Raw genomic sequence first — 19,841 nt, forward strand, 5'->3', positions numbered from 1 at the left:
CTTCGCAATCGCATTTATATATATCCTGTTGGTTTGTTGGGTTTCGTGCCTCAATCCAACCTACGATTACTCAGGACAAAACCAGTCGCTTTTAGACCGGGATTGATTCCGGGTGTCCCAAACAGACAGTCTTCAGGTAGGGGTTAATTTAAACAATTATGGTTAATCCCCTAGGGAGCTCCCGTAGGGAGTGCTTAGCAATCGCATTTATATATATCCTGTTGGTTTGTTGGGTTTCGTACCTCAACCCAACCTACGATTACTCAGGACAAAACCAGTCGCTTTTAGACCGGGAATCAATTCCCGGTGTTTTATTCTCATCTGTAGTTCGGACTCTGAATGCTTCGCAATTTAGCTGCATCTCGCATTCCATATTCGACACGGGTAAAACGGTTTAGTTGGGATTCAAAGAAGTCTCGATTTGCCTGCAAGTGACGAGGGTTGGTGTCATCCAGTGGATATAAAAGAGCTGTTCTCAATGCTTGAATTACAGCAGATGTGACATTGTACATGGAACGCTGGAAGGTAATTCCCAACTGAATCAACATATCATCCTCACCTCGACAATGTTGTTTATAGTAATCTACCAAGTAGGGGGGGAGGAAATGCAGCATATCCTGCATCAGCAAGGTGGGGGGAATACCCGCAGTTCCTACGGGGAATACATCAGCATAGAGAATACCATAGTGAAAGTCTTTTTGGTCATTTGGCACTTGTCCAGCTTGAGCGTTATATGATTTTGTTCCTCTAAATGGTGCAGTGCGGTAAAACACAGCTTCTACATAGGGTAGAGCTGCTTCATATAACCAAGTGAAACCTTTGGATTTGGGGATAACTTCATAACATTTGCCATCAACGTAAACATGATGATAAATGGGACGACCAGCAATGGCAAAAATGCCATTTATCAGAAAATTCATGGCATCGGGAACACCGGAGAAACCCCCTTCATCATAAATATCTGACATTTCAAAAAATACGGGTGCCATTACTTCCCAAAACAGTCCTAAGTTGGCATAGTAAGACATCATCCGACACTGTTCTAAAAACATGTCTGGGAACAGTTTATAAAGTGCCAACATGGGGGGGTTTTTCCGAAAGTAGGCTTTGATGGCTTGGTCAGCATTAGCTTTATATTCTTCTGAGTCTAAATAGGCATCAAATTGGTTTACGGGAGCATACATTTTACGATGCCAAAGCATGGCTTGCATACAAGCTTCCGCAAATTCCATGTTGATTCTGTCATGGAGTAAATGGTGGAATAGTTTGGGTATTTTCCCGGTTTCACCCTTTTCCATGAATGCCAAAAGTTCCGGATGTGCTGTCGCTTCACCTCGCCAAATTCTTAAATCCGCATCGTCTCCAGCATAATGATTATGTAGGTCTAAGTATTCTTGCGGTAGGAAGTATTTAAAAGCAGGAAGGGGATTTAAAAAGACTCTTTCACCAATGTATAGCAAATCTCTCCAATAGAAGTCCATTGGCACAGCGTATGCTTTATAAATGCCAATGATTTGCATGAGGTTTTCTGGTGTATCTGGTAGCATGGAACCACCAGCTTCTAACCGATGAATGATATCCGCAAATTCATGGGTTGATGGTGGTAGTTTACTGGTGGGTTTGGGGACTGTTTGTACCATGTTGGTTAATTGGATTTAACTGGATTATTAGTGTTTAGTTTACTGCTGATGCTGATTTGTTTCTACTTGGGAAATAATGATTTTCCCCGCTGTGGGAATGGCACCTACCATGGCAGAAGTTGTAGTTTCATTCCAACGCACTAACCAAGTTGGTTGCACTCCTAAAAAGATAATTAGTCCAGCTAGTACTAGAGCAGGTATTTTTTCTGCCCATACTACTTTGGGATAATAGGCAAGATCATTATTAAGTTTACCAAAACAGGTGCGGTTGAGTAGAATCACAAAGTAAACCGCTGTTAAACCAGAGGATGCAACACATAGGAGTGTGGGTATGGGGAAGCTAGAAAAACTTCCTTGGAAAACAATAAACTCCGCAATAAACCCCGTTAAACCAGGAATACCAGCGCTGGCCATACCCCCTAGAACAAGTAATGCACTGACAATGGGTAGTCCCCGAATTGGACTCATCAAACCATTCAGTTTATCTAGTTCTCTAGTACCAACTTTGGTTTCGATAATTCCTACTAAATGGAAGAGAATGGCTAATATTAGACCATGACTAAACATTTGTGCCACCGCACCCACTAAAGCTAGTTTAGTCCCAGAAGCAGCTGCAAGCAAAATATAACCCATGTGACCGATGGAACTATAAGCTACCATCCGCTTGATATCTTTTTGAGAAATGGCTACTACTGCTCCATAAATGGCGCTAATAGCTCCCCATATTGCTAATGTGGGTGCTACCACATTCCATGCTTGGGGAAATAAGCCAAATCCAAATCTTAACAGTCCGTAGGTTCCCAATTTGGCTAGGATTCCACCCAGTAAAATAGCAATGGGAGCAGATGCTTCCACGTAAGCATCTGGTAACCAGGTGTGAAAGGGAATTAGGGGAATTTTAATGCCAAAACCTAAAATTATGCCTGCTAATAAAACTACCTGCATGGTTGTAGAAAGGTTTTGAGTGTTCACAGCATCTAGGGCAAAACTGTGGGAACCACTTAACCAGACTATTCCTAAGAAGGTGGCTAAAATTAACGCTCCTGATACTGCTGTGTAAATCAGGAATTTCATTCCAGCATAAGCTCGTTTGTTACCCCCCCATATAGAAATTAATAGGTAAAAGGGAATTAGTTCCAGTTCGTAGAACAGGAAGAACAGTAATAGGTTTTGAGCTAGGAATGCACCAGCAACTCCACCGGAAACTAATAAAACCAGGGAGTAGAAAAGTTTAGGACGTTCGGTATTTTCGCTACTGCTATAGATTGCAATCCAGGTTAACAAGCTGTTCAATATCAACATGAGGATTGATAGTCCATCAACACCTAGTTGATAAGCTAGACCCAAGGTTTCATTCCAAGGTAGATATTCTGAAAACTGCATTCCCGGATTGGTGATGTCGAATTTCAGCAGGATAAATGCGTTCCATAGCAAAACTAAAAACGCAACAGTTAACGATACTAGTCGAACCCTATTTTTAGGGATGATTGTATCGGGTAGGATACTGATAATGGCAGCACCAATGATTGGTAACCAAATTAAAACGCTCAACATAGTTTAATGATGGGTAGGATATGAGTTTAAAAAATGGGTTATAAACTGGTCATCCGGGTTTTTAAAAAACTAGATTCATAAATTGAACACTCCAAAAAGGCCAGGTTGCCCAAGCTCCTAAAACAGCAACACCAACTAAGACGGTGAAGGCATAAAATTGGGTTTGTCCACTGTTGCTGTACTTCAAACTTTCTCCTCCTAAAAGGGAGAATAAACCCACGAAATTCACTATCCCATCAACCACAAATCTATCTACAATGTCAGCTAGTTTAGAAAGCTGGGCAACTCCAAAAATGATGGTAACTTTATAGAGTTTGGGGGTGTAAAAGTCATAAGCTAACAGGTTCTGTAGGCCTTTCCAGGGTAAGGCAATTGGTTTGGGAATGTTACCCAAGTAAATGACAGCACTAATACTGACACCAAAAATGCTAGACCAAATTAACAGCAGTGCCACATCTTTTTGTAATGCGGTCCAACTGGGTAGTAAGGATAAACTTTGCAAGATTAGTGGTAAATGTAAAACCAGACCAAATAATACCATCATGGGTAAAACCATCAACCAAATCGCTTCTGGTGAACGTTCACTCATTTGTTTGGGTTTACCACCAAATATTAAACCAAATTCTCTGGTTAAACTAAAAGCTGTTAGGGCGTTTACTCCAATAATAATTCCCACTAACCAAGGGTGATTTGCCCATATCCCATCGGCCAATTTCAGAAGGGCCCAAAAACTACCCAGGGGAGGAAAAGCTATTAAACCTAAAGTTCCGACAATGAATGCTAAACCGGAAATTGGACGCCGTGACCATAAACCACCCAGTTGGGTTACATCTTGGGTAACGCTATTCCAAACTATTCCCCCCGTACTCATTACTAATAATGCTGCGGATAAAGCATGGGTGAGGACTAGTAGTAAGGCAGCTTCGTCTTGCTGAGTACCTACTGCAATAAAAACTAGTCCCATATAGGTACTAACTGAATAGGATAAACAACGTTTAATGTCAATTTGAGCGATCGCAATTAGGGAACCACCCACTGCTGTAACTGCACCAATGGCAATCATGGTGGTGGAAGCTATTGGTGATAAGCTAAATACGGGTTGGAGTTGGATTAGAACCCAAGCTCCACTGGCAACTACTACGGAGTTCCGGAGTATGGTACTGGGAATAGGTCCTTCCATAGCTTCGTCTAACCATAGGTGAAGGGGGAACTGAGCGCATTTACCCATGGGTCCAGCGATTAGAGCTAAACAAACTAAGGTGATAATGGTGGGGTCTACTTTAGCTGTCTGTGCCCAGGTGGCTAGATCTTGGTAATCCCAAGTTCCTGCTAATGTCCATAGTCCTAGAACTCCCATCAACAGGAATAGGTCACCTACCCGTTTGGTTAAGAAAGCATCTCTTGCACCAGTTACCACCAGGGGTTGACTAAACCATAAACCTACTAATAGGTAGGTTCCCAGGGTGAGGATTTCTAAAACCACGTAACTGAAGAATAGGTTATTGCACAGAACTAATGCACATAACCCGGCTTCAAAAAATCCTAACAGGGAGTAAAAGCGTCCCCATCCCCAGTCCATTTCCATATAGCCCACAGCATAAACCTGGGCAAGAAAGTTTAATCCGGTGATTACAACTAGGGCACCAACCGTAATTGAAGATAGTTCCAGATTAATGGTTAGGTTTAACCCAGCGGTAGATAGCCATGGAATGAAGACTTCTTTAGCTGGATGGTTCCAAGTGGCTGTAAAAGCAATTGCTGAATGTAAAAAGGCCAAAAATGTTGTTATTAAATTGACATAACCAGCTGGTCTTGGTCCTGTGCGTTTAATTATCCCCGGAGACCAGGGTAATGCCAAAAGACCACCTAATAAAGCATAGCCAGGAACCAACCAAACGGTTTCTAGCAAGTATTGGGACATGTATTTAACCTCTATATTTACCGACAGTATTATTCTTAGAAGACAAAAAGGCGTTGATCCCTAATGATCTCAAGCTAAAAACAATACGAGTTTATCTTTTGTTATCGTTAGATTCAGTTTACCGTTATGTTTGGCAAAAGGGAATTACCCAGGTAGATCAATATGCGATATCTTATGTAACTTATTCTTATAGCTCTATATATTGGTTTCTCCAATGATAAACATTGATTTTTGCTTGAGGTTCTGACTACCCCCATTATTGAACCTCATTTGAGTAGCTATTGGCATTGTTAATTCCCCCGTGGGAGCGGGTTTCATATCCCGATAGTCCAGAATCTGGACTACAATTAGGTAAGCTATAGCTAAAAGGATAGAAATTGCGCCTGTAAGAATTGCGATAATTTTTGATCTACTCATACATTTAATTACTAGCTCGTTGTTATAGTTAATTCTTTAGTTTCCCGTTGTAATAAACTTTGTAATAAATAAGGAAGCCAAATCAATGCCCAGATGGAAATTATCTACGGAATTTACATTTGACAGTGCCCACTACATCAAAGATTATAAAGGACCCTGTGGGAGAATGCACGGTCACACTTATAGAGTGAAAATGGAGGTCACATCATCACAACTCCATAGCTCAGAATACTGTCCCCATCCCGTTATGGTGGCTGATTTTAAAAGTTTACGCTGGGCTAAAAAGGATGTTACCCAGGGAGGTTTAGATCACTGTGTGCTAAATGAGGTTTTACCACCTGAGTACGAAACAACTGCGGAAATGATTGCTAAATATATTTATGATGAAACTAAAAGACGCTTGCCAACGGGGGTGAAACTCAAGGTAGCAGTGTCGGAAACACCTAATTCTTGGGCTGAATATGAGGATGATTAACCAAGCTGGTCATGGGTAAGTTATTTTCTACAGGTGCTAAACCTTGCTCACCTGTCTCATCCAACTGCTGATTTGTCTGGTCAATCACCATGGGAGAACGAATCACTCCAATAATGGTTTTAATTACTACCGCAAAGGGAACAGCAACTATTACCCCTAACAAACCTCCAACTCTGGCTCCAGTAAGCACTGAAATCAATACCCATACAGGATTTAGCCCAGTAAAGTTACCTAGGATACGGGGAGCGAGGATGTTTTCCAAAATCTGTTGAACTATCACAGCTGCTGCTAATACCCTCACCCCCATGGAAATATCCTGGAGGGAAACTAATAGGGTTGTGATGGCAATACCTACGGAACCACCAAAGGGAATTAATGCCATAATCCCGATGGTCAAACCAAATAACAGTCCATAGGGAACTTTTAACCACAAAAATGAGGGAATTAGGGCTGAGGCCATACATGTGGATAAAATCAGTTGGGTGATGAAAAAGTTCTGGAAGCTCAATCGGACTGTTCGAGAAAATGGTTCCCGAAATTTACTCGGTAACCATTCTACTAAGCTTTGCCAAAGTTCACCCCCATGTTGCAACAGATAAAAGGTTAAAACCATAGTTAGCAGAAAGTCTAATAGACTGGTCACAGTCACCACGGCTAAGTTTAAAACCTGGGCGGTAATTGCCTGTAGTTGACTCTTGACACGATCATTGATTTGCACCACAATGGCATCAAGATTGATTGGCAACCCCATCATCTCCGCTTTCTCATTTAAGATCATTAATTGCGATCGCCCGGAATCTATCCATTCTGGTAAGCGGTTTACTAATTGTCTAGCCTGGGTCAAAGCTAAGGGAAATAGGGTCACACCCAATGCTAGGAGAATTGATAAGGCTATCAAAAATACTAGTATGGCCACTTGTTCCCTTTTAGCACCCTGTTTTTCCATCCAGATAAGTGGATAGTTAAGCAAAAATGCCAGGACTGAAGCTCCTACCAAAATTACTATCAATGAATGGAAATAATTGAAAATTGAGGACAAAGCCCAACCATTGATCACCAATAGGGGAGCAAATAGAGCGATCGCCCCGATACGGGACAATGGTGTAAATCTTTGCCACCATTCTAGTAGCTTTCTCGTGTGCATTTTGGGTTGATTGGGGTAAAAATGAAGATGACCGGAGACAAGTTACAGATTAGGAAAAACCTATGACTTAAAAACCATTATTCAAAAATAAGTGGGGAGGCAAAATTATTTCTAGGATGGGTTGAGGAACGAAACCCATGCGGGCGTTGGGTTTCATACTTCAACCCGTCCTACGTTCATCTTATATTTAATTCCACTCACCCACTTATGGTGGTAAGTAACTATCATAGTCGATTTGCCGTATCCTTGACAATTCCAGGTGGTTCAACTGCCAACCCCTCGCTTTTACCTATTAACCCCTTGTATAGCCTAAATAAAGCTATATCTAACTAAGAAACTAAGAATTTACCTAAAGTAAGTAGGGAGGCACAATTATTTGTAGGATGGGTCGAGTAAGGAGACCCGTGGCGTTGGGTTTCATACTTCAACCCAACCTACGTCCATCTAAAGATTGGATTTATTAAGAAACTTAATAGGTTATACTCTCGTCAATATAATCAAATTGCATTGATTACTGTGGGGCCACCATCAACCTTTCCGGATTGCTCATAAATCCGGAGAATGGCATGAAAGTTCTTTTTAGTAATCAAGACGGCCTGTTTTGGGTTTGTGGTAAGTCCCCGTGTCTTTAGACCGGGGGTCATATCAAGTAGAAGTTAATATATTTAATAACATAAAGAAAAAAGGTACATTGTTTTATCCATGAGTGTGAGGAAATCTGTGAGTAGTCAAAGAACATCAGCAGCGGGTAACAAACCAGTCAGAAGTAAATCCAGAAATAAAAAACCCAGGAGGTCAAAATCCGGGCGCTGGTTATTATTTGTGATAGGAATGGGGGGAATTGCAGTGCTATCGGGGTTAGCTGGAGCCCTATTAGCTGTTTCTGATAGCACCCCCTTACAGCAAGCCAACCTCACCCCAGAGCAGGCTTCGGTTTTTGCCAGAAATCCCATTTCTGGTAATGGTTGGCAATTTTCTCAATTAACTCGCCCTGTGAATATTTTGGTCATGGGTATGAGCGTACTACCCCCCGACATACAAAACCCACCTGACCACACCAAGAATTTGGGTTATTTACCCCAACTTAACTCTTTTGACGGTCTTTCAGATGTGATGCTCCTGCTCAAATTTGACCCCCAGACCAAAAAAATTGTCATGCTTTCTATTCCAAGGGATACCCGCGCCGAAATTGAAGGGGTTGGCACAAAGAAGATTAACTCGGCTAATGTGAACGGTGGACCTGCATTAACAGCTAAAACCGTTAGTAATCTTTTAGGTGGAGTAGCTATTGATCGTTATATCCGAATTAATGTTTTAGGAGTAGGTAAACTAATTGATGCTTTGGGTGGGATAACAGTTTATGTTCCCAAAGATATGAAATATCAGGATGACTCCCAACATTTATATATTAATTTAAAAGCAGGTAAGCAACATCTTAGTGGTGACCAAGCACTACAATTATTGCGATTTCGCCATGACGCTTTAGGTGACATTGGCAGAATTCAACGACAACAAATGGTACTGAGGGCGCTTTTTGAACAAAGTGTGAATGGTGCAACCCTGACCAGATTTCCGCAGATTTTAGAAACTATTAAGGAGCATATTGACACTAATCTATCTATTGAAGAGCTAATTGCCCTGCTGGGTTTTGGCACAGGAACAAATAGGTCTAATATAGAAATGTTAATGCTTCCTGGTGGATTCAGCGAAAACGGTAAATATGGTGCAAGTTACTGGATACCGGATCAAGAGGCCATTCAAAAACTAGCGGTGAAAAACTTTGGTTTGGGAGCATCATGGATGGATACCCAGGAAACCATTGACCCTTCCAGATTACGCATTGCTATTCAAGATAGCACGGGAGAGGGACAATCGGTTAGGGGTCTAATTAATACTTTACAACAAGCTGGATATGTGAATGTTAGTCGCGTTTCTCGTGGTGCGGGGGAACCGCTGGAAACAACCCATATTGTGGCCCAACAGGGTGATAGTAACAGTGCGGAGTCTGTTCGTCAGGTTTTGGGTTTTGGTGAGGTGCGGGTAGAAAGCACTGGTGATATTGGTTCAGACATTACTATTCAAGTGGGGAGGGATTGGTTGCGAAAGTCACAGGAATTTTAGGGCGATTGCGAAGCACTCCCTACGGGAGATGATTAATACTGAGGGACTTTACTAAATGACTGACTATAGAGAAGAAATCATATCTGGAGAATCGGAAGAACTGGAATTTAAACGCTCCACCTCTCTACTAAAAGAAGCCACCCAGACTCTATGTGCTTTTGCTAATCACAAAGGCGGCGTACTGTACTTTGGTATATCCGATGACGGAACCGTGGTTGGACAGATGGTAAGTAATGACACATTAAAAAACATTGCTAATACCATTAAGCTCAACACAGATCCCAAATTGTATCCCCAAGTGGAAAAAGTGGAGATTGAAGGCAAATCTTGTATTCGGGTATGCATTGAGCAGAGCCCATTAAAACCCCATGTTGCCTATGGTAGACCCTATATCCGGATTGGCCCCACCACCCAGCAGTTGGATCAGGAGCAGTACCGAATCCTGCTTCAGCAAAGAACCAACGGTTATGGCTTTGATTTCCAGCCTTGTCCTGGTGCCACTTTAGCAGATATAGATGAAACAAGCGTGCAAAGGTTCATGGAAACAGCCAATGTTGTGCGTGACTTCAATCAGAATCTCTACCTACCAGTTGATCAGGTTATGGAAAAGCTGGATCTAGTCAAGAATGGCATAGTTAGCAATGCAGCAGTGCTTCTTTTTGGAAAAAACCCCGCCCGCTTCTTTTTGACCCATTATGAGGTCAAGGTTGCAAGTTTTCCTACAGATACGGGTTATGATGAGATGACAAATAATCATGAGTACACAGGTAATTTACTCGATACCTTTGGCAAGTCCATGGATTTCCTTTTGGGTAGCATAAGGAAATCCTATGGGAAGGGCGAACAACAAGGTGTTGAAATTCTTGAATTCCCCAGGTTGATGCTGCGGGAGGCGTTGGTCAATCTGATCGCCCACCGAGATTACCGTATGGATGTTAAATCCACCATCGAAGTCAGACCCTCGTTTATTCTTTTCTACAACCCTGCTCAACTGTTTACGCCTACTATTACTATTGACGCTCTCAAGCGGCACCATCCATCCAGACCTGGTAATAAATTAATCGCCAGAGTGTTTTATATGATGGGTTTGTTTGAGAACTGGGGTGGGGGCACACTCAAGATTATTGAAAGTGCTAGAGAAAGCACGGGTATAGACCCAGAGTTTGCCTTTGAAAATGGCATGTTTTCCTTGAAGATTTATCGAAAACCAGCCAGCTGACCTAATCTACGGACAAGGCTTTAAATACAGCATCAACAGGGTCAGTGTAAAACGAAGTTTGGAATTTGGCAAACAATTCAGGAGGAACACTGGCAATATCTACTGCGCTGCTCATGGGTAAAAGAATACGTTTAGCACCAGCATCAAATGCTACTTGTAAACTAGTAGCTAGGTTACTGACTGGTGTAATAGTACCACCTAGGGTCATTTCTCCCAAAATGACTAGTTGGGCTTGAAGACTGCGTTTAAGAGTGGCGGAGCATAATGAGATGAGTAGAGCTAGTCCACTTTCTTGGGGAATTCCACTACCTTGCAGGTCTATTATTTGTAACAAAAAGTCCCAGTTAGTGGGAATAATACCGCTGCTCACTCGTTGGGAGTTGGCTTTAAAATAGTTCATGGCTATGTTTAAACTATCTTTGATTTTGGATGTGTTGGCCATTCCTGTGCGGGTTAATTTACCGCTACCTATGACTGTTTGTAATTCCAGTTTGAAAGCGCCAATTACATTGTTGTCTGTGGGACTGATGAAGTGGAGGTGACCGGGATTTAAAATATCTGGACTAATTAGGGTTGCTGCTCCCTGCTCTGGGAGCGAAACAAACTGCTCTTCCATTGTTTCTAAATCAATGTAGCTAAAATGCACATCATAAAATTCCATACCACCAATTTTTTTCAGCTGCTCTTTGATTCGCCTCCTTACTTTTAGGGCATATATTAAAGCATCCTGTACATCTTCTTTAGTAAATGAGCCATCGGGAAAGATTAGTTTTAGCATGCCTGAAACTGTTTTGCGCACTGCTTGCACGTCTCTTTGTTTTAGATTATTACCAAGACGAAAGTATTTATCTAAGACATCAGCAAAACTACGTTTACGCATTTCCCGCAGCCATTCAGCTAAATAATCTACTATAAAACCATATTGATTGGTAAAGTTCTCCGGACTAAATTTGGGTACCTCCCACCCTGGTATATAGGCGTGAAATCGGTCAAAAAATGCCGTGTCTATCATCGCTTGGGGAAAGGGTGCCAGCAGATGAGATGTTTTAACTAGGGATTCTACGCTATGATCAATGTTACCCACAAATACCATAGAAGCATTGGCACTAATTTCCGCTTTTCCTCGTGCGAAAGAGCCCGATGCCATATAATCTTTCATAATCTGCACACCATCATTATCATGAAAGCTGATTCCCGCAACTTCATCAAAAGCTACTACGTCGAATAAACCCACTAGTCCAATTCGACGGGTGGACATGTTGTAAAACAAATTGGCTACTGTGGTTTTACCTCCCGAAATCAGGATAGAATTGGGAGAAACTTCCTTATAAACATGAGACTTACCCGTGGAGCGAGGTCCCAGTTCACAACTATTATAGTTGTTCTCGCACAAAGGTATCAATCTAGCTAGTAAGTGCCATTTTACTTCTTCTTTGAGGGTAGTTGGCTCAATTCCTGTGGATCTAATTAGAATATCAATCCATTCACTACGGGTAAAAGCTAAACGAGTACCAAATAGTTCTTCCATGTCTATTGTGGGCATTTGTACTGGTTTTAAACTACTCACAATAAAAGGACTTGGTTTTGCTCCTGCTTCATACTCTAGTTGCAAAATGCACCAAATTCCACTACCCAATAATTTAGAGTTGGTTTTGACAATCTCCGGATCTATGACTAGATTTTTTATCCCTAGATTGGTTAATGTCCCCTGGTAAATATCATTCTTTTCATTTAATGTGACGCTAACTTGATCTATAACTGTAAAACGCCCTAACTCTCTAATTTTAGACTTTATTAGTTCTGCTTCATCTGGACGTACATAATTTTGGGCAAGAATCTTTTTTACTCGCTCTACCCCTTCCTCAATAGTAGTTTCATCATCGGTAGCACAGTACATACCCAATAAATATTCCAACACATAAACGGGTACATTAGCACCTTCCTTAATACGCTTGGTTAAGTCCTTGCGTACAACTTTTCCAGGATAATGGGTGTTAAGTTTGTGATTGAGGTCGTGCATGGGGGGGAGCTGGGTGAGGTTTATGAAAAGTCGGCAAAATTAAAAGTCGCCAAAATCATTGGCAATTCCGAGACTGATTCTCCATTTTTCTTTGACCAGTTCAGTTTGGTCTTCTTGGTCTTTGATAATTAGGTAACCTTCCGTGGGTGGAACACTTGTGGTTATCATTAATCTTATCTCCATTTCTCGCTCTTTGATATGCTGACTGGTTCTATCTAGGTTGGTGGTGCACTCATCTGTAATTTGAATATTACCTTGAATGTCATACATGGCAACTGTAATCTTACGAGGACGCCATCTTCCTTGTACTGGCTCAGTTTGTAGTATTCTGACCGTAAATCGGTTATTGCTAACTCTTTTATTAGTGCCAATTGTTTCTACTTCCACTTTGCGCGGTAGTCCTTCGTCACCTTTGGCTGATTTTTGCTGATAATAGATTACGGGGACGCAAATTTCCTGTAGGGATGCTCCTCCATGAACAAATCTTGCTCCTCCTCCCTGCACTGCAAATCTTAATGTCCCTCGGGGAACCGCTGCAAATACTTCCTCTTGAACATAGGGGAGTTTAAAATTCTGTAGGGTGTTATCATTCAGTTGTTTACTTGTTAGTAGATAACGACGTGTTTTCTCTAAGATACATTGGTCCGATGGCATGACCAGTTTATCTCTTGGTTCAAGCCCAGGTCTTTGATATAAGAATCCATGGTCTGCTGTAATAATAACATTTTTTCCATTCAGGGAATTACAAATTTTTTTGACTAGTCTTAACAGGTCTTCAATAGCTGTTTGACAAGCCGAAAAAACATGAGATTCACTAGATGCTTGGTCACCAATGGCATCAATTACATTGTGATATATATAAATTAGTCTATTGGGTTGTACTATTTTTTTGGCGTTTTCCGTATTCTTTGTTAATAGCTCTTTAGCTTCTATCACTTTTGCTTGTACAGAGCTGTTTTGATTTAGTACGTTTTCCCTAGTCTTACTGCTTTTCGTACTCATGCTATCTACTAACACATCCTCACTATTTGGTATTAATTCCAACTTAGATCCGGGTAGAAGAGCTGCCATTCCTAGACGGGTAATACTGGGTAAAACACCGAGAACTGGTTCTATTTGGATTTCTCCTCGTAACTTCTGTTGGATTATTTCTACCAGTTCTTTGGCTACCTCATAGCGAAAAGCATCAGAAATAATAACAAATACTCTTTCTTTGTTATTTCGTTGCAGAATGGGTAACACATATCTACGGAAGAATCGCTGTTGGGGGGGGATATCCCTTAGTTCCCAATTGCTATTCTTGCTGAGAACATTAGACCAGGAGGAACCGAGATTTTCCAAAAACCATTGGGTATAAAAGTTGTCTATATCTTCCATTAGTTCTTTAATAATATCCCCTAAAGATTGAGTACTGGCTAAAATGAAGTGGCGATATTCTTGGTCGAACTTATATAGTTTTTCCGTATATTCTTGAAATAGAGGTTTGGGAGTTGACTCAAATCCTTTTGGATATTGTTGTTGTATTTCCCAAAGTGCGATCGCTGATTCTAGAGCTTGATAGACATATTTGTATTTAGAGTACCAAATCAACTCGGAACGAGGTTTTAACCATTGTTTCCAGGATTTTACTTCTAGGGGTACAGTTTCTGGAAGGGAGATTTGTGCAAAAGCAGTGCGGAGGGTTTTTACACAACTACGAATTAACACTTGGTCTATCACTTCAAAACTAGCAGATCTGTATAGAATCTCTGGTGGTTCATTTTCGATGAGGTCAAATATTTGTAATTGTTCGCTAATTTCTTCACTGAGTTTTTGCCAACCTTCGCGATGTTTATCATCGCGCATCCACTGGTCTATGAATGAGTAGGCTCGTTGTCCTGGTTTGATAATTTTATCTGCTATTTTTTCAGTTAATGGTGATTCTTTAATTAGGGTTCGTGAAGATGGGGTATTTAAGGATATACTAAAATGGGTAATGAGCAGATGGGTGAATAGCTTATTTAGGCTAGGAGTATTAGATGAGAAACCAGTGTATTCTTCTACCACATCCCAAAAAGCTTGAGCGGAAACAAATCGCACAATATCTTGCCAGATAGGGTTATCAGACTCTAATAATCCTTTTAGTAATACTTCACGAATTAAAAGATTACCATCAGGAACTTTTAAATTGACTAAAACCGAAAGCATGGCCAGTAGTAGTCCTTTTTCTTCCGTGTCGGGAGAAATAGCCATGGATTGTAAATGACCTATCCGCTTTTTACAATTAAAGAATTTTTTGAGATATTGGCGAATAGTCTCTTCTAAAGAGCGATCGCGTAGACCCAGGTCAGCATAAATTAGAGCTGCTGGGTCAGCGGAGAAGGTTAAACTGCTTTTTTCGATATCTAAGAGCCAGTTGTCTTGGGGTTCCGGTGGAGGAAAGGGGGCATAAAGTAAGAAATTTTGCTCAGGTTCTTCAATAAAGAGACGATATTTAAGAGTGAATGGGGTGTCACCCAGTTGAATTTTTTTGACATCATTTATTTCTAACTCCTCAAAAATACTGACAAATTGCCCATCTGGGTCATACCAAAATACAACTCGTCTTTGGTGGTGAGGCCAACGGGAATCTTCTTGAAATAGATTTTGCAGTAGGTTTTTGATACGTGTGATGTTCATGTGTTCATTTTCGTCTCTCTCAATTTTTCCATTGTGATGCTTTTTCTAAGTCAGCAATTTTAAGGTCAGTGCCCTCATAGACTAGTCCTTTGAATTGACAGTAGTTATATGCTACACCATCATCTAAGTCTAGTTTAATTCGAGCATCAGCTAAATGTTGCAGTTTTTCTTGATATTCTGCTAGTTCTGACTGTTGGTCTTGTAATTCTTTGAGACGCTTGGTGGCAATTTTTTTATCTGCATTGTTAGTGCTGATTTCCAGTTGTTTTTGATATTTAGTGATTTCTCCTTGGAGTTTGATTTGTAATTCTAGGACATAGTCTGTGCGCATACGGGAAAGGGTATCTTCCTGGTAGCGGTGTAAATAGATTAAGGCATTAAAGGCTCGTTTTTTCCCGCTAGTGAATAACCAGTATATGGGGCGTTTTTTATAGGTTTGGATATGGTCGGAGATAAATTCTTGTAGGAAGTAGCGTCGGATCCGTTCTCGTGGACTTTCTGAGTTTTTGATGGTGAGGGTGTCAGCAATGAATTTGAGGTTTGCACTCAGGTTATTGGGATCCCAGGCAATTTGCAGGAATTCTTCAAAACGAGTAAGGATGTCATTGGGGAAGTAGGTTTGATCTGTGATGGGGATTATGGCATCATTACTAGCTGGGAATTTTTGGTGTAGGGATGGGTCGAATTTGCTTCCAGCGTGAATGATTCCGGGTTTGTCAAGTCTATATCTACCCATGATACAGCCAATTATGTAGGAAATGAGGGAGCGCATATCTCGTTGTGGGTCTGCGCGGTGGATGGTGACTTGGTCTTCTGGGACTTCTGGTGTGAGTTCTGTTTCTAGTCCGTAGGATTTTATCCAGTATCGGTTATTTTCTTCTTCTAGCAGTTGGAGTTGTCGAAATGCGGTTTCTGTGCGGTTTTGCCAATTGGTGAAGGATGTGGATATATTGGGGGAGTTTTCTCGCAGTAAGGGGTGGGTTTGGAAGTCCCAGGAAGTTTCAAAGTTATCCCAGTCTTCTTTAGCAATGTTAATCGCTTGTTCTATGGATTGATTAAAAACACTATCTTGTAGGGAGGTAATAATAGGTAGGTTAGCAACATTTCCTACTTGAAAATTAAGGGTGGGGTTCATGATTTCCATGAAACTGGAAATCACTTTACTGCATAGGAGTCCCACTAGGTTAATGATTATTTGAGAGTGCGGGAATATGGAAGATCCTCCTACATCAAAAATAAATCCTTTGGGCGAATATCTAACTCCAAAATATGAAGAACTTACAAAAGACCAAGTTATACTTTCTTGAAAATATTTATCTGTGTTTTGGGGACGGGATCTAGCTTTTAGTCCATGTTCAGTGCCAAAATTACGAATCTCGAAACCATCATTTTCCCAATTAACAACATATTCCTGATTGCCATACCATTTTCTAAATTCCCCGCCTTTATTATAGGGAAACCATTTTTTTCCAGATTTTTTTGCCGCTTCTCTGCTATCTAATCCAAAACCTATATTATTAATGTTAACTTCTGTCCATAATCTCAGAAATCTATCATTATTACCAGTTTGCAGTCCAACACATGGGTTAGCAATATCATTCAGGGGTTTGGATTGTTGAAAAATCTCTAAAATCTTATCACTCACCCAATAGGCGATCGCACTTCCTGGAATTTTGGAGAAATCTTGTGATCCAAAATAAAAAACTCCTTTGCTATCTGGGGATTTTAAATTACGAAGATTATTCACACTTGGAAACATTTTTGGTTTTTCACCATTTTCCTCTAGATCTCCGAGTTCAATCCATGTGTATGCTCCAGGAGAATTATGGATATATTTTTTACGTAAACTAAAAGCAGAAGTGCCAAAAGCAATTTTCATCACATTATTATCCATGTGCAGCAATGTCACAATTGAATAATTATTTAATATATGTTTCCTCAAATCTTCATAGCTACTTAAAAACATCCATGATTGCATAACCACCATTGATTTCATTCCCTCATCTTTGGTTATGGTAATCAACCGTTCCATGAAACATGCAAATAAATCACCTTTACTCTTTGTGTAAAATTTATCGACAAAAGTTTTAATTGTCAAGTTAAAACTCCTATTCCCCATATAAGGAGGATTAGCCACAACCACCCAATACTGATTACTCAATAATTCAGCCTGATCAACTAAATGACGTAAAAAACCAACAACTTCCTGTTGAAAAAGAGGATTATCCAATGCTAAATCTGCCAATTGCTTTCTCAAAATCGTGCCATTAAAAGATGGCGGGGTAATCAAACTCCCTAAATTATCTGCATCAGAAAAAGCCTCCACTAGAGGTTGCCAATCCTTCTCAACAACCCCTTGTATGGCTGGTAACTTATACCCCCGTGTACAGCGCACAGTTTTAATATTCAAAGTAGGAGGATTTTTAAAAACACGCTTATTTATAGCCCTTGCCTTCATTAAAACTGCAAAACTCGCTAACTGTACAGCTCTTTCATCTATGTCCAATCCATACAAATTATGAGTTAGGATAAGTCCGGGAATATCCTTTTCCAAATATCCCTGCTCCTTATAAATTTCCACCAATAAATCGAAAGCATAGACCAAAATATGTCCACTCCCACAAGCTGGATCAATTACTGTTAACTCCTCTGGTGTCAAAGAAATTCCTGGACTTACCTTCTTGACGCTGGGGGGTGTTGGGTTCAATAATCCCAACAATGGAGCTGTGTTCCCTGATTGTTCTTCTTGTTCTTCCCCACCCCTGATTTTCTCACCCTCCAAATAATAGGGCATTTTTTCCCGTAAATTTGATTGGGGGTGGTTTTCTAACCATAACCCGCCTAAACTATTTTCTACCATATACTGCACAATCCAACGAGGTGTGAATAGTTGGGTTGCTGCTGGTATATCCTTAGCTTCTATCTTAGATTTGGCTCCAATTACCTGGTCTTTGCGCTCAGAAATATAAAATTGATATAGCCATCCCACTATTTCTATATCTTCCCAATCTTCCTGGGCAATTTCCTTCACCAGTCTCCCGACGATTGAATCTTGACCTAGTAGATTAACTGGCAAAAATAATGCTGGATATCCCGTATCAAATAAAGCTGGTACACTAGAAGACAAGGCCTGACACTGGGCTAATAATAATTGACGGTATAGATATTCATCCGGATTAGTCTGTTTACTTGCTAGATCCTCCCATTTTTTCAGGGTTTCTCGATTAATTCCAGCTATTTCTCCCGTATCTGCTATGGAATCCCTATCTCGCAAAATGTCCGGATCTACCAAACTGCGATCGCTACTACTTAACACCCTTCCGATATAGCCCTTAACCTCCATAAAGCGCAGTGCTACTAATCGGTTAAACCAGGTATAGGCAATTTCCTCAATCAGTATATCCAGAACACTATCAGCTTGTTTAGTTAACTTTTTGTCTAAATTTTTAGATGCTTGTTGTTTTAATAAATATTCTATATGGGAATGTAGTTGTTGATATTGTTTAGCTTCCTCGCTATTGAGAGTTTGCTCCCCACTCAATAAACCTCCCGCAAAGGTCCTTTGGTCAGTAATGGTCTTTTCGGTAATGGTTTTTTCGGTAATGGTAAGTTGGGTAGCACGAGTGCTTACCTGTTCTTTTAGATGGTTCCGTGCCCAAATGGCAAAGTTTTTAATAGTGGTTCTATTCATAACAAAAGTTGAATAAGTAAGTGGGTGGAATTAAATATAAAATGAACGTAGGTTGGGTTGAAGTATGAAACCCAACACCCCCATGGGTCTCGTTACTCGACCCATCCTACAAATAATTGTGCATATCTACTTACTAGTTTTATTTTTGACTTTTCCCTGGTTGAAAACACCAGGGACTCTAGCAAACCAAAAAATTTTTTAAAAAATCTTTATTAGTTTAAACTGCTAACACCAAAGCCATCAACCACAACTTGACTACAAGACTGACCACCACTGGGAAGTAGGAGATCCGCCAGTTTTTGACCAACCTGAGGGCGTTTGATTTTCAGACGAATTTCCGTGGCCAAATTGTTCCTAGAATCGCATTTAAGACTCAAACTGGAAGAACTACCACTGCCAAAAGTTCCTTCAAATGCTGTTTTTACCTGATCTAGGGAGATTGTTTCACCTATGTGCTCAACAAATAAATTTCGCACTTGAGAATCATTAAATTCCTTCAGTAGGTCTACAGATAAATCATAGTAATCATCCGAGTTTCTCCCATCACAGGTTCCATGTTTGATCCATTCATGACGTTCAAGACTAGACTCTCCAAAACCCGGCATTACTTCATCTAATTCATCAGTAGTTTCTCCGTCTACCTCCACTGTGGGTAAATCTTTCCAGTTCCCGGTTTTGTCGTTCTTGATATTACTAGCGGAAACATTACAGTATTCCAACTTATCCGGCCATAATCCATGTAAGGTGAAGTTACTAGCATCGTAGCTGGTTGCTGTTTGTTCCTGACATTCTGCTTTATCCCCATGGGTTTCACAAAATCCAGGTTGCCAGGATAATGCTAAAGTATATTTTTGAGCGCATCCTTTGGTGGGACAATTATCTGCTATTGCAGTTCCTTGATGAGTAAGTAGAAAAGCTAGTACACATGCTATTACTAGTCTTACAGATTGCATAAGTCGTCTAGTCATAAGTTCAGATTCG

12 protein-coding genes are annotated in these 19,841 nt (G+C 40.6%); 3 read left to right on the top strand and 9 right to left on the bottom strand.

Annotated elements, in window-relative coordinates:
- Nucleotides 1–317: 317 nt before the first annotated feature.
- The 4 genes from ASL19_RS00845 to ASL19_RS00860 form a co-directional block, all read right to left on the bottom strand.
- Nucleotides 318–1,640 carry a CO2 hydration protein gene (locus ASL19_RS00845; protein WP_006276509.1) on the bottom strand — a complete coding sequence of 441 codons (1,323 nt, stop codon included), beginning with the start codon at nt 1,638–1,640 and terminating at the stop codon, nt 318–320.
- A 39-nt stretch (nt 1,641–1,679) separates the two neighbouring features.
- The gene (locus ASL19_RS00850; protein ID WP_057176911.1) at nt 1,680–3,194 is read right to left on the bottom strand and encodes an NADH-quinone oxidoreductase subunit M; all 1,515 of its coding nucleotides are present in this window, start codon (nt 3,192–3,194) and stop codon (nt 1,680–1,682) included.
- Between the two features lie 61 nt (nt 3,195–3,255).
- The gene (locus ASL19_RS00855; RefSeq protein WP_057176912.1) at nt 3,256–5,115 is read right to left on the bottom strand and encodes an NAD(P)H-quinone oxidoreductase subunit F; all 1,860 of its coding nucleotides are present in this window, start codon (nt 5,113–5,115) and stop codon (nt 3,256–3,258) included.
- Nucleotides 5,116–5,310: 195 nt separating this feature from the next.
- Nucleotides 5,311–5,532 carry a hypothetical protein gene (locus ASL19_RS00860; RefSeq protein WP_057176913.1) on the bottom strand — a complete coding sequence of 74 codons (222 nt, stop codon included), beginning with the start codon at nt 5,530–5,532 and terminating at the stop codon, nt 5,311–5,313.
- Between the two features lie 85 nt (nt 5,533–5,617).
- On the opposite strand from ASL19_RS00860, the gene ASL19_RS00865 reads away from it, so the two are divergent.
- Entirely contained in the window at nt 5,618–6,007 is a 390-nt protein-coding gene (locus ASL19_RS00865) for a 6-carboxytetrahydropterin synthase (RefSeq protein ID WP_006277380.1), read from the top strand.
- Here the strand turns inward: ASL19_RS00865 and ASL19_RS00870 are convergent.
- Nucleotides 5,976–7,151, bottom strand: a complete 1,176-nt coding sequence (locus ASL19_RS00870; protein ID WP_050784622.1) for an AI-2E family transporter — start codon at nt 7,149–7,151, stop codon at nt 5,976–5,978. The genes ASL19_RS00865 and ASL19_RS00870 overlap by 32 nt on opposite strands.
- 720 nt (nt 7,152–7,871) lie before the next feature.
- Here ASL19_RS00870 and ASL19_RS00875 point away from each other — a divergent pair.
- Both ASL19_RS00875 and ASL19_RS00880 read left to right on the top strand, forming a co-directional pair.
- Nucleotides 7,872–9,272 (top strand): LCP family protein, encoded by a 1,401-nt coding sequence (locus ASL19_RS00875; protein ID WP_057176914.1) that lies wholly within the window; start codon nt 7,872–7,874, stop codon nt 9,270–9,272.
- A 55-nt stretch (nt 9,273–9,327) separates the two neighbouring features.
- Nucleotides 9,328–10,491, top strand: a complete 1,164-nt coding sequence (locus ASL19_RS00880) for an RNA-binding domain-containing protein (RefSeq protein WP_057176915.1) — start codon at nt 9,328–9,330, stop codon at nt 10,489–10,491.
- Nucleotide 10,492: 1 nt separating this feature from the next.
- Here ASL19_RS00880 and brxL read toward each other — a convergent pair whose 3' ends face one another.
- From brxL to ASL19_RS00900, 4 genes are all read right to left on the bottom strand, one after another.
- A complete protein-coding gene (gene brxL / locus ASL19_RS00885) occupies nt 10,493–12,511 on the bottom strand; it encodes a protease Lon-related BREX system protein BrxL (RefSeq protein WP_057176916.1) in 2,019 nt (672 codons plus the stop codon).
- Nucleotides 12,512–12,550: 39 nt separating this feature from the next.
- Nucleotides 12,551–15,169 (bottom strand): BREX-1 system phosphatase PglZ type A, encoded by a 2,619-nt coding sequence (gene pglZ / locus ASL19_RS00890; protein ID WP_057176917.1) that lies wholly within the window; start codon nt 15,167–15,169, stop codon nt 12,551–12,553.
- 19 nt (nt 15,170–15,188) lie between these two features.
- On the bottom strand, nt 15,189–18,860 hold the full coding sequence (pglX, locus tag ASL19_RS00895; RefSeq protein ID WP_057176918.1) for a BREX-1 system adenine-specific DNA-methyltransferase PglX: 3,672 nt from the start codon (nt 18,858–18,860) through the stop codon (nt 15,189–15,191).
- A gap of 212 nt (nt 18,861–19,072) precedes the next feature.
- Nucleotides 19,073–19,828 carry a hypothetical protein gene (locus tag ASL19_RS00900; RefSeq protein ID WP_057176919.1) on the bottom strand — a complete coding sequence of 252 codons (756 nt, stop codon included), beginning with the start codon at nt 19,826–19,828 and terminating at the stop codon, nt 19,073–19,075.
- Nucleotides 19,829–19,841: the final 13 nt, after the last annotated feature.

It is taken from the genome of Cylindrospermopsis sp. CR12, from assembly GCF_001432185.1.
Taxonomy (GTDB): Bacteria; Cyanobacteriota; Cyanobacteriia; order Cyanobacteriales; family Nostocaceae; genus Raphidiopsis; species Raphidiopsis raciborskii.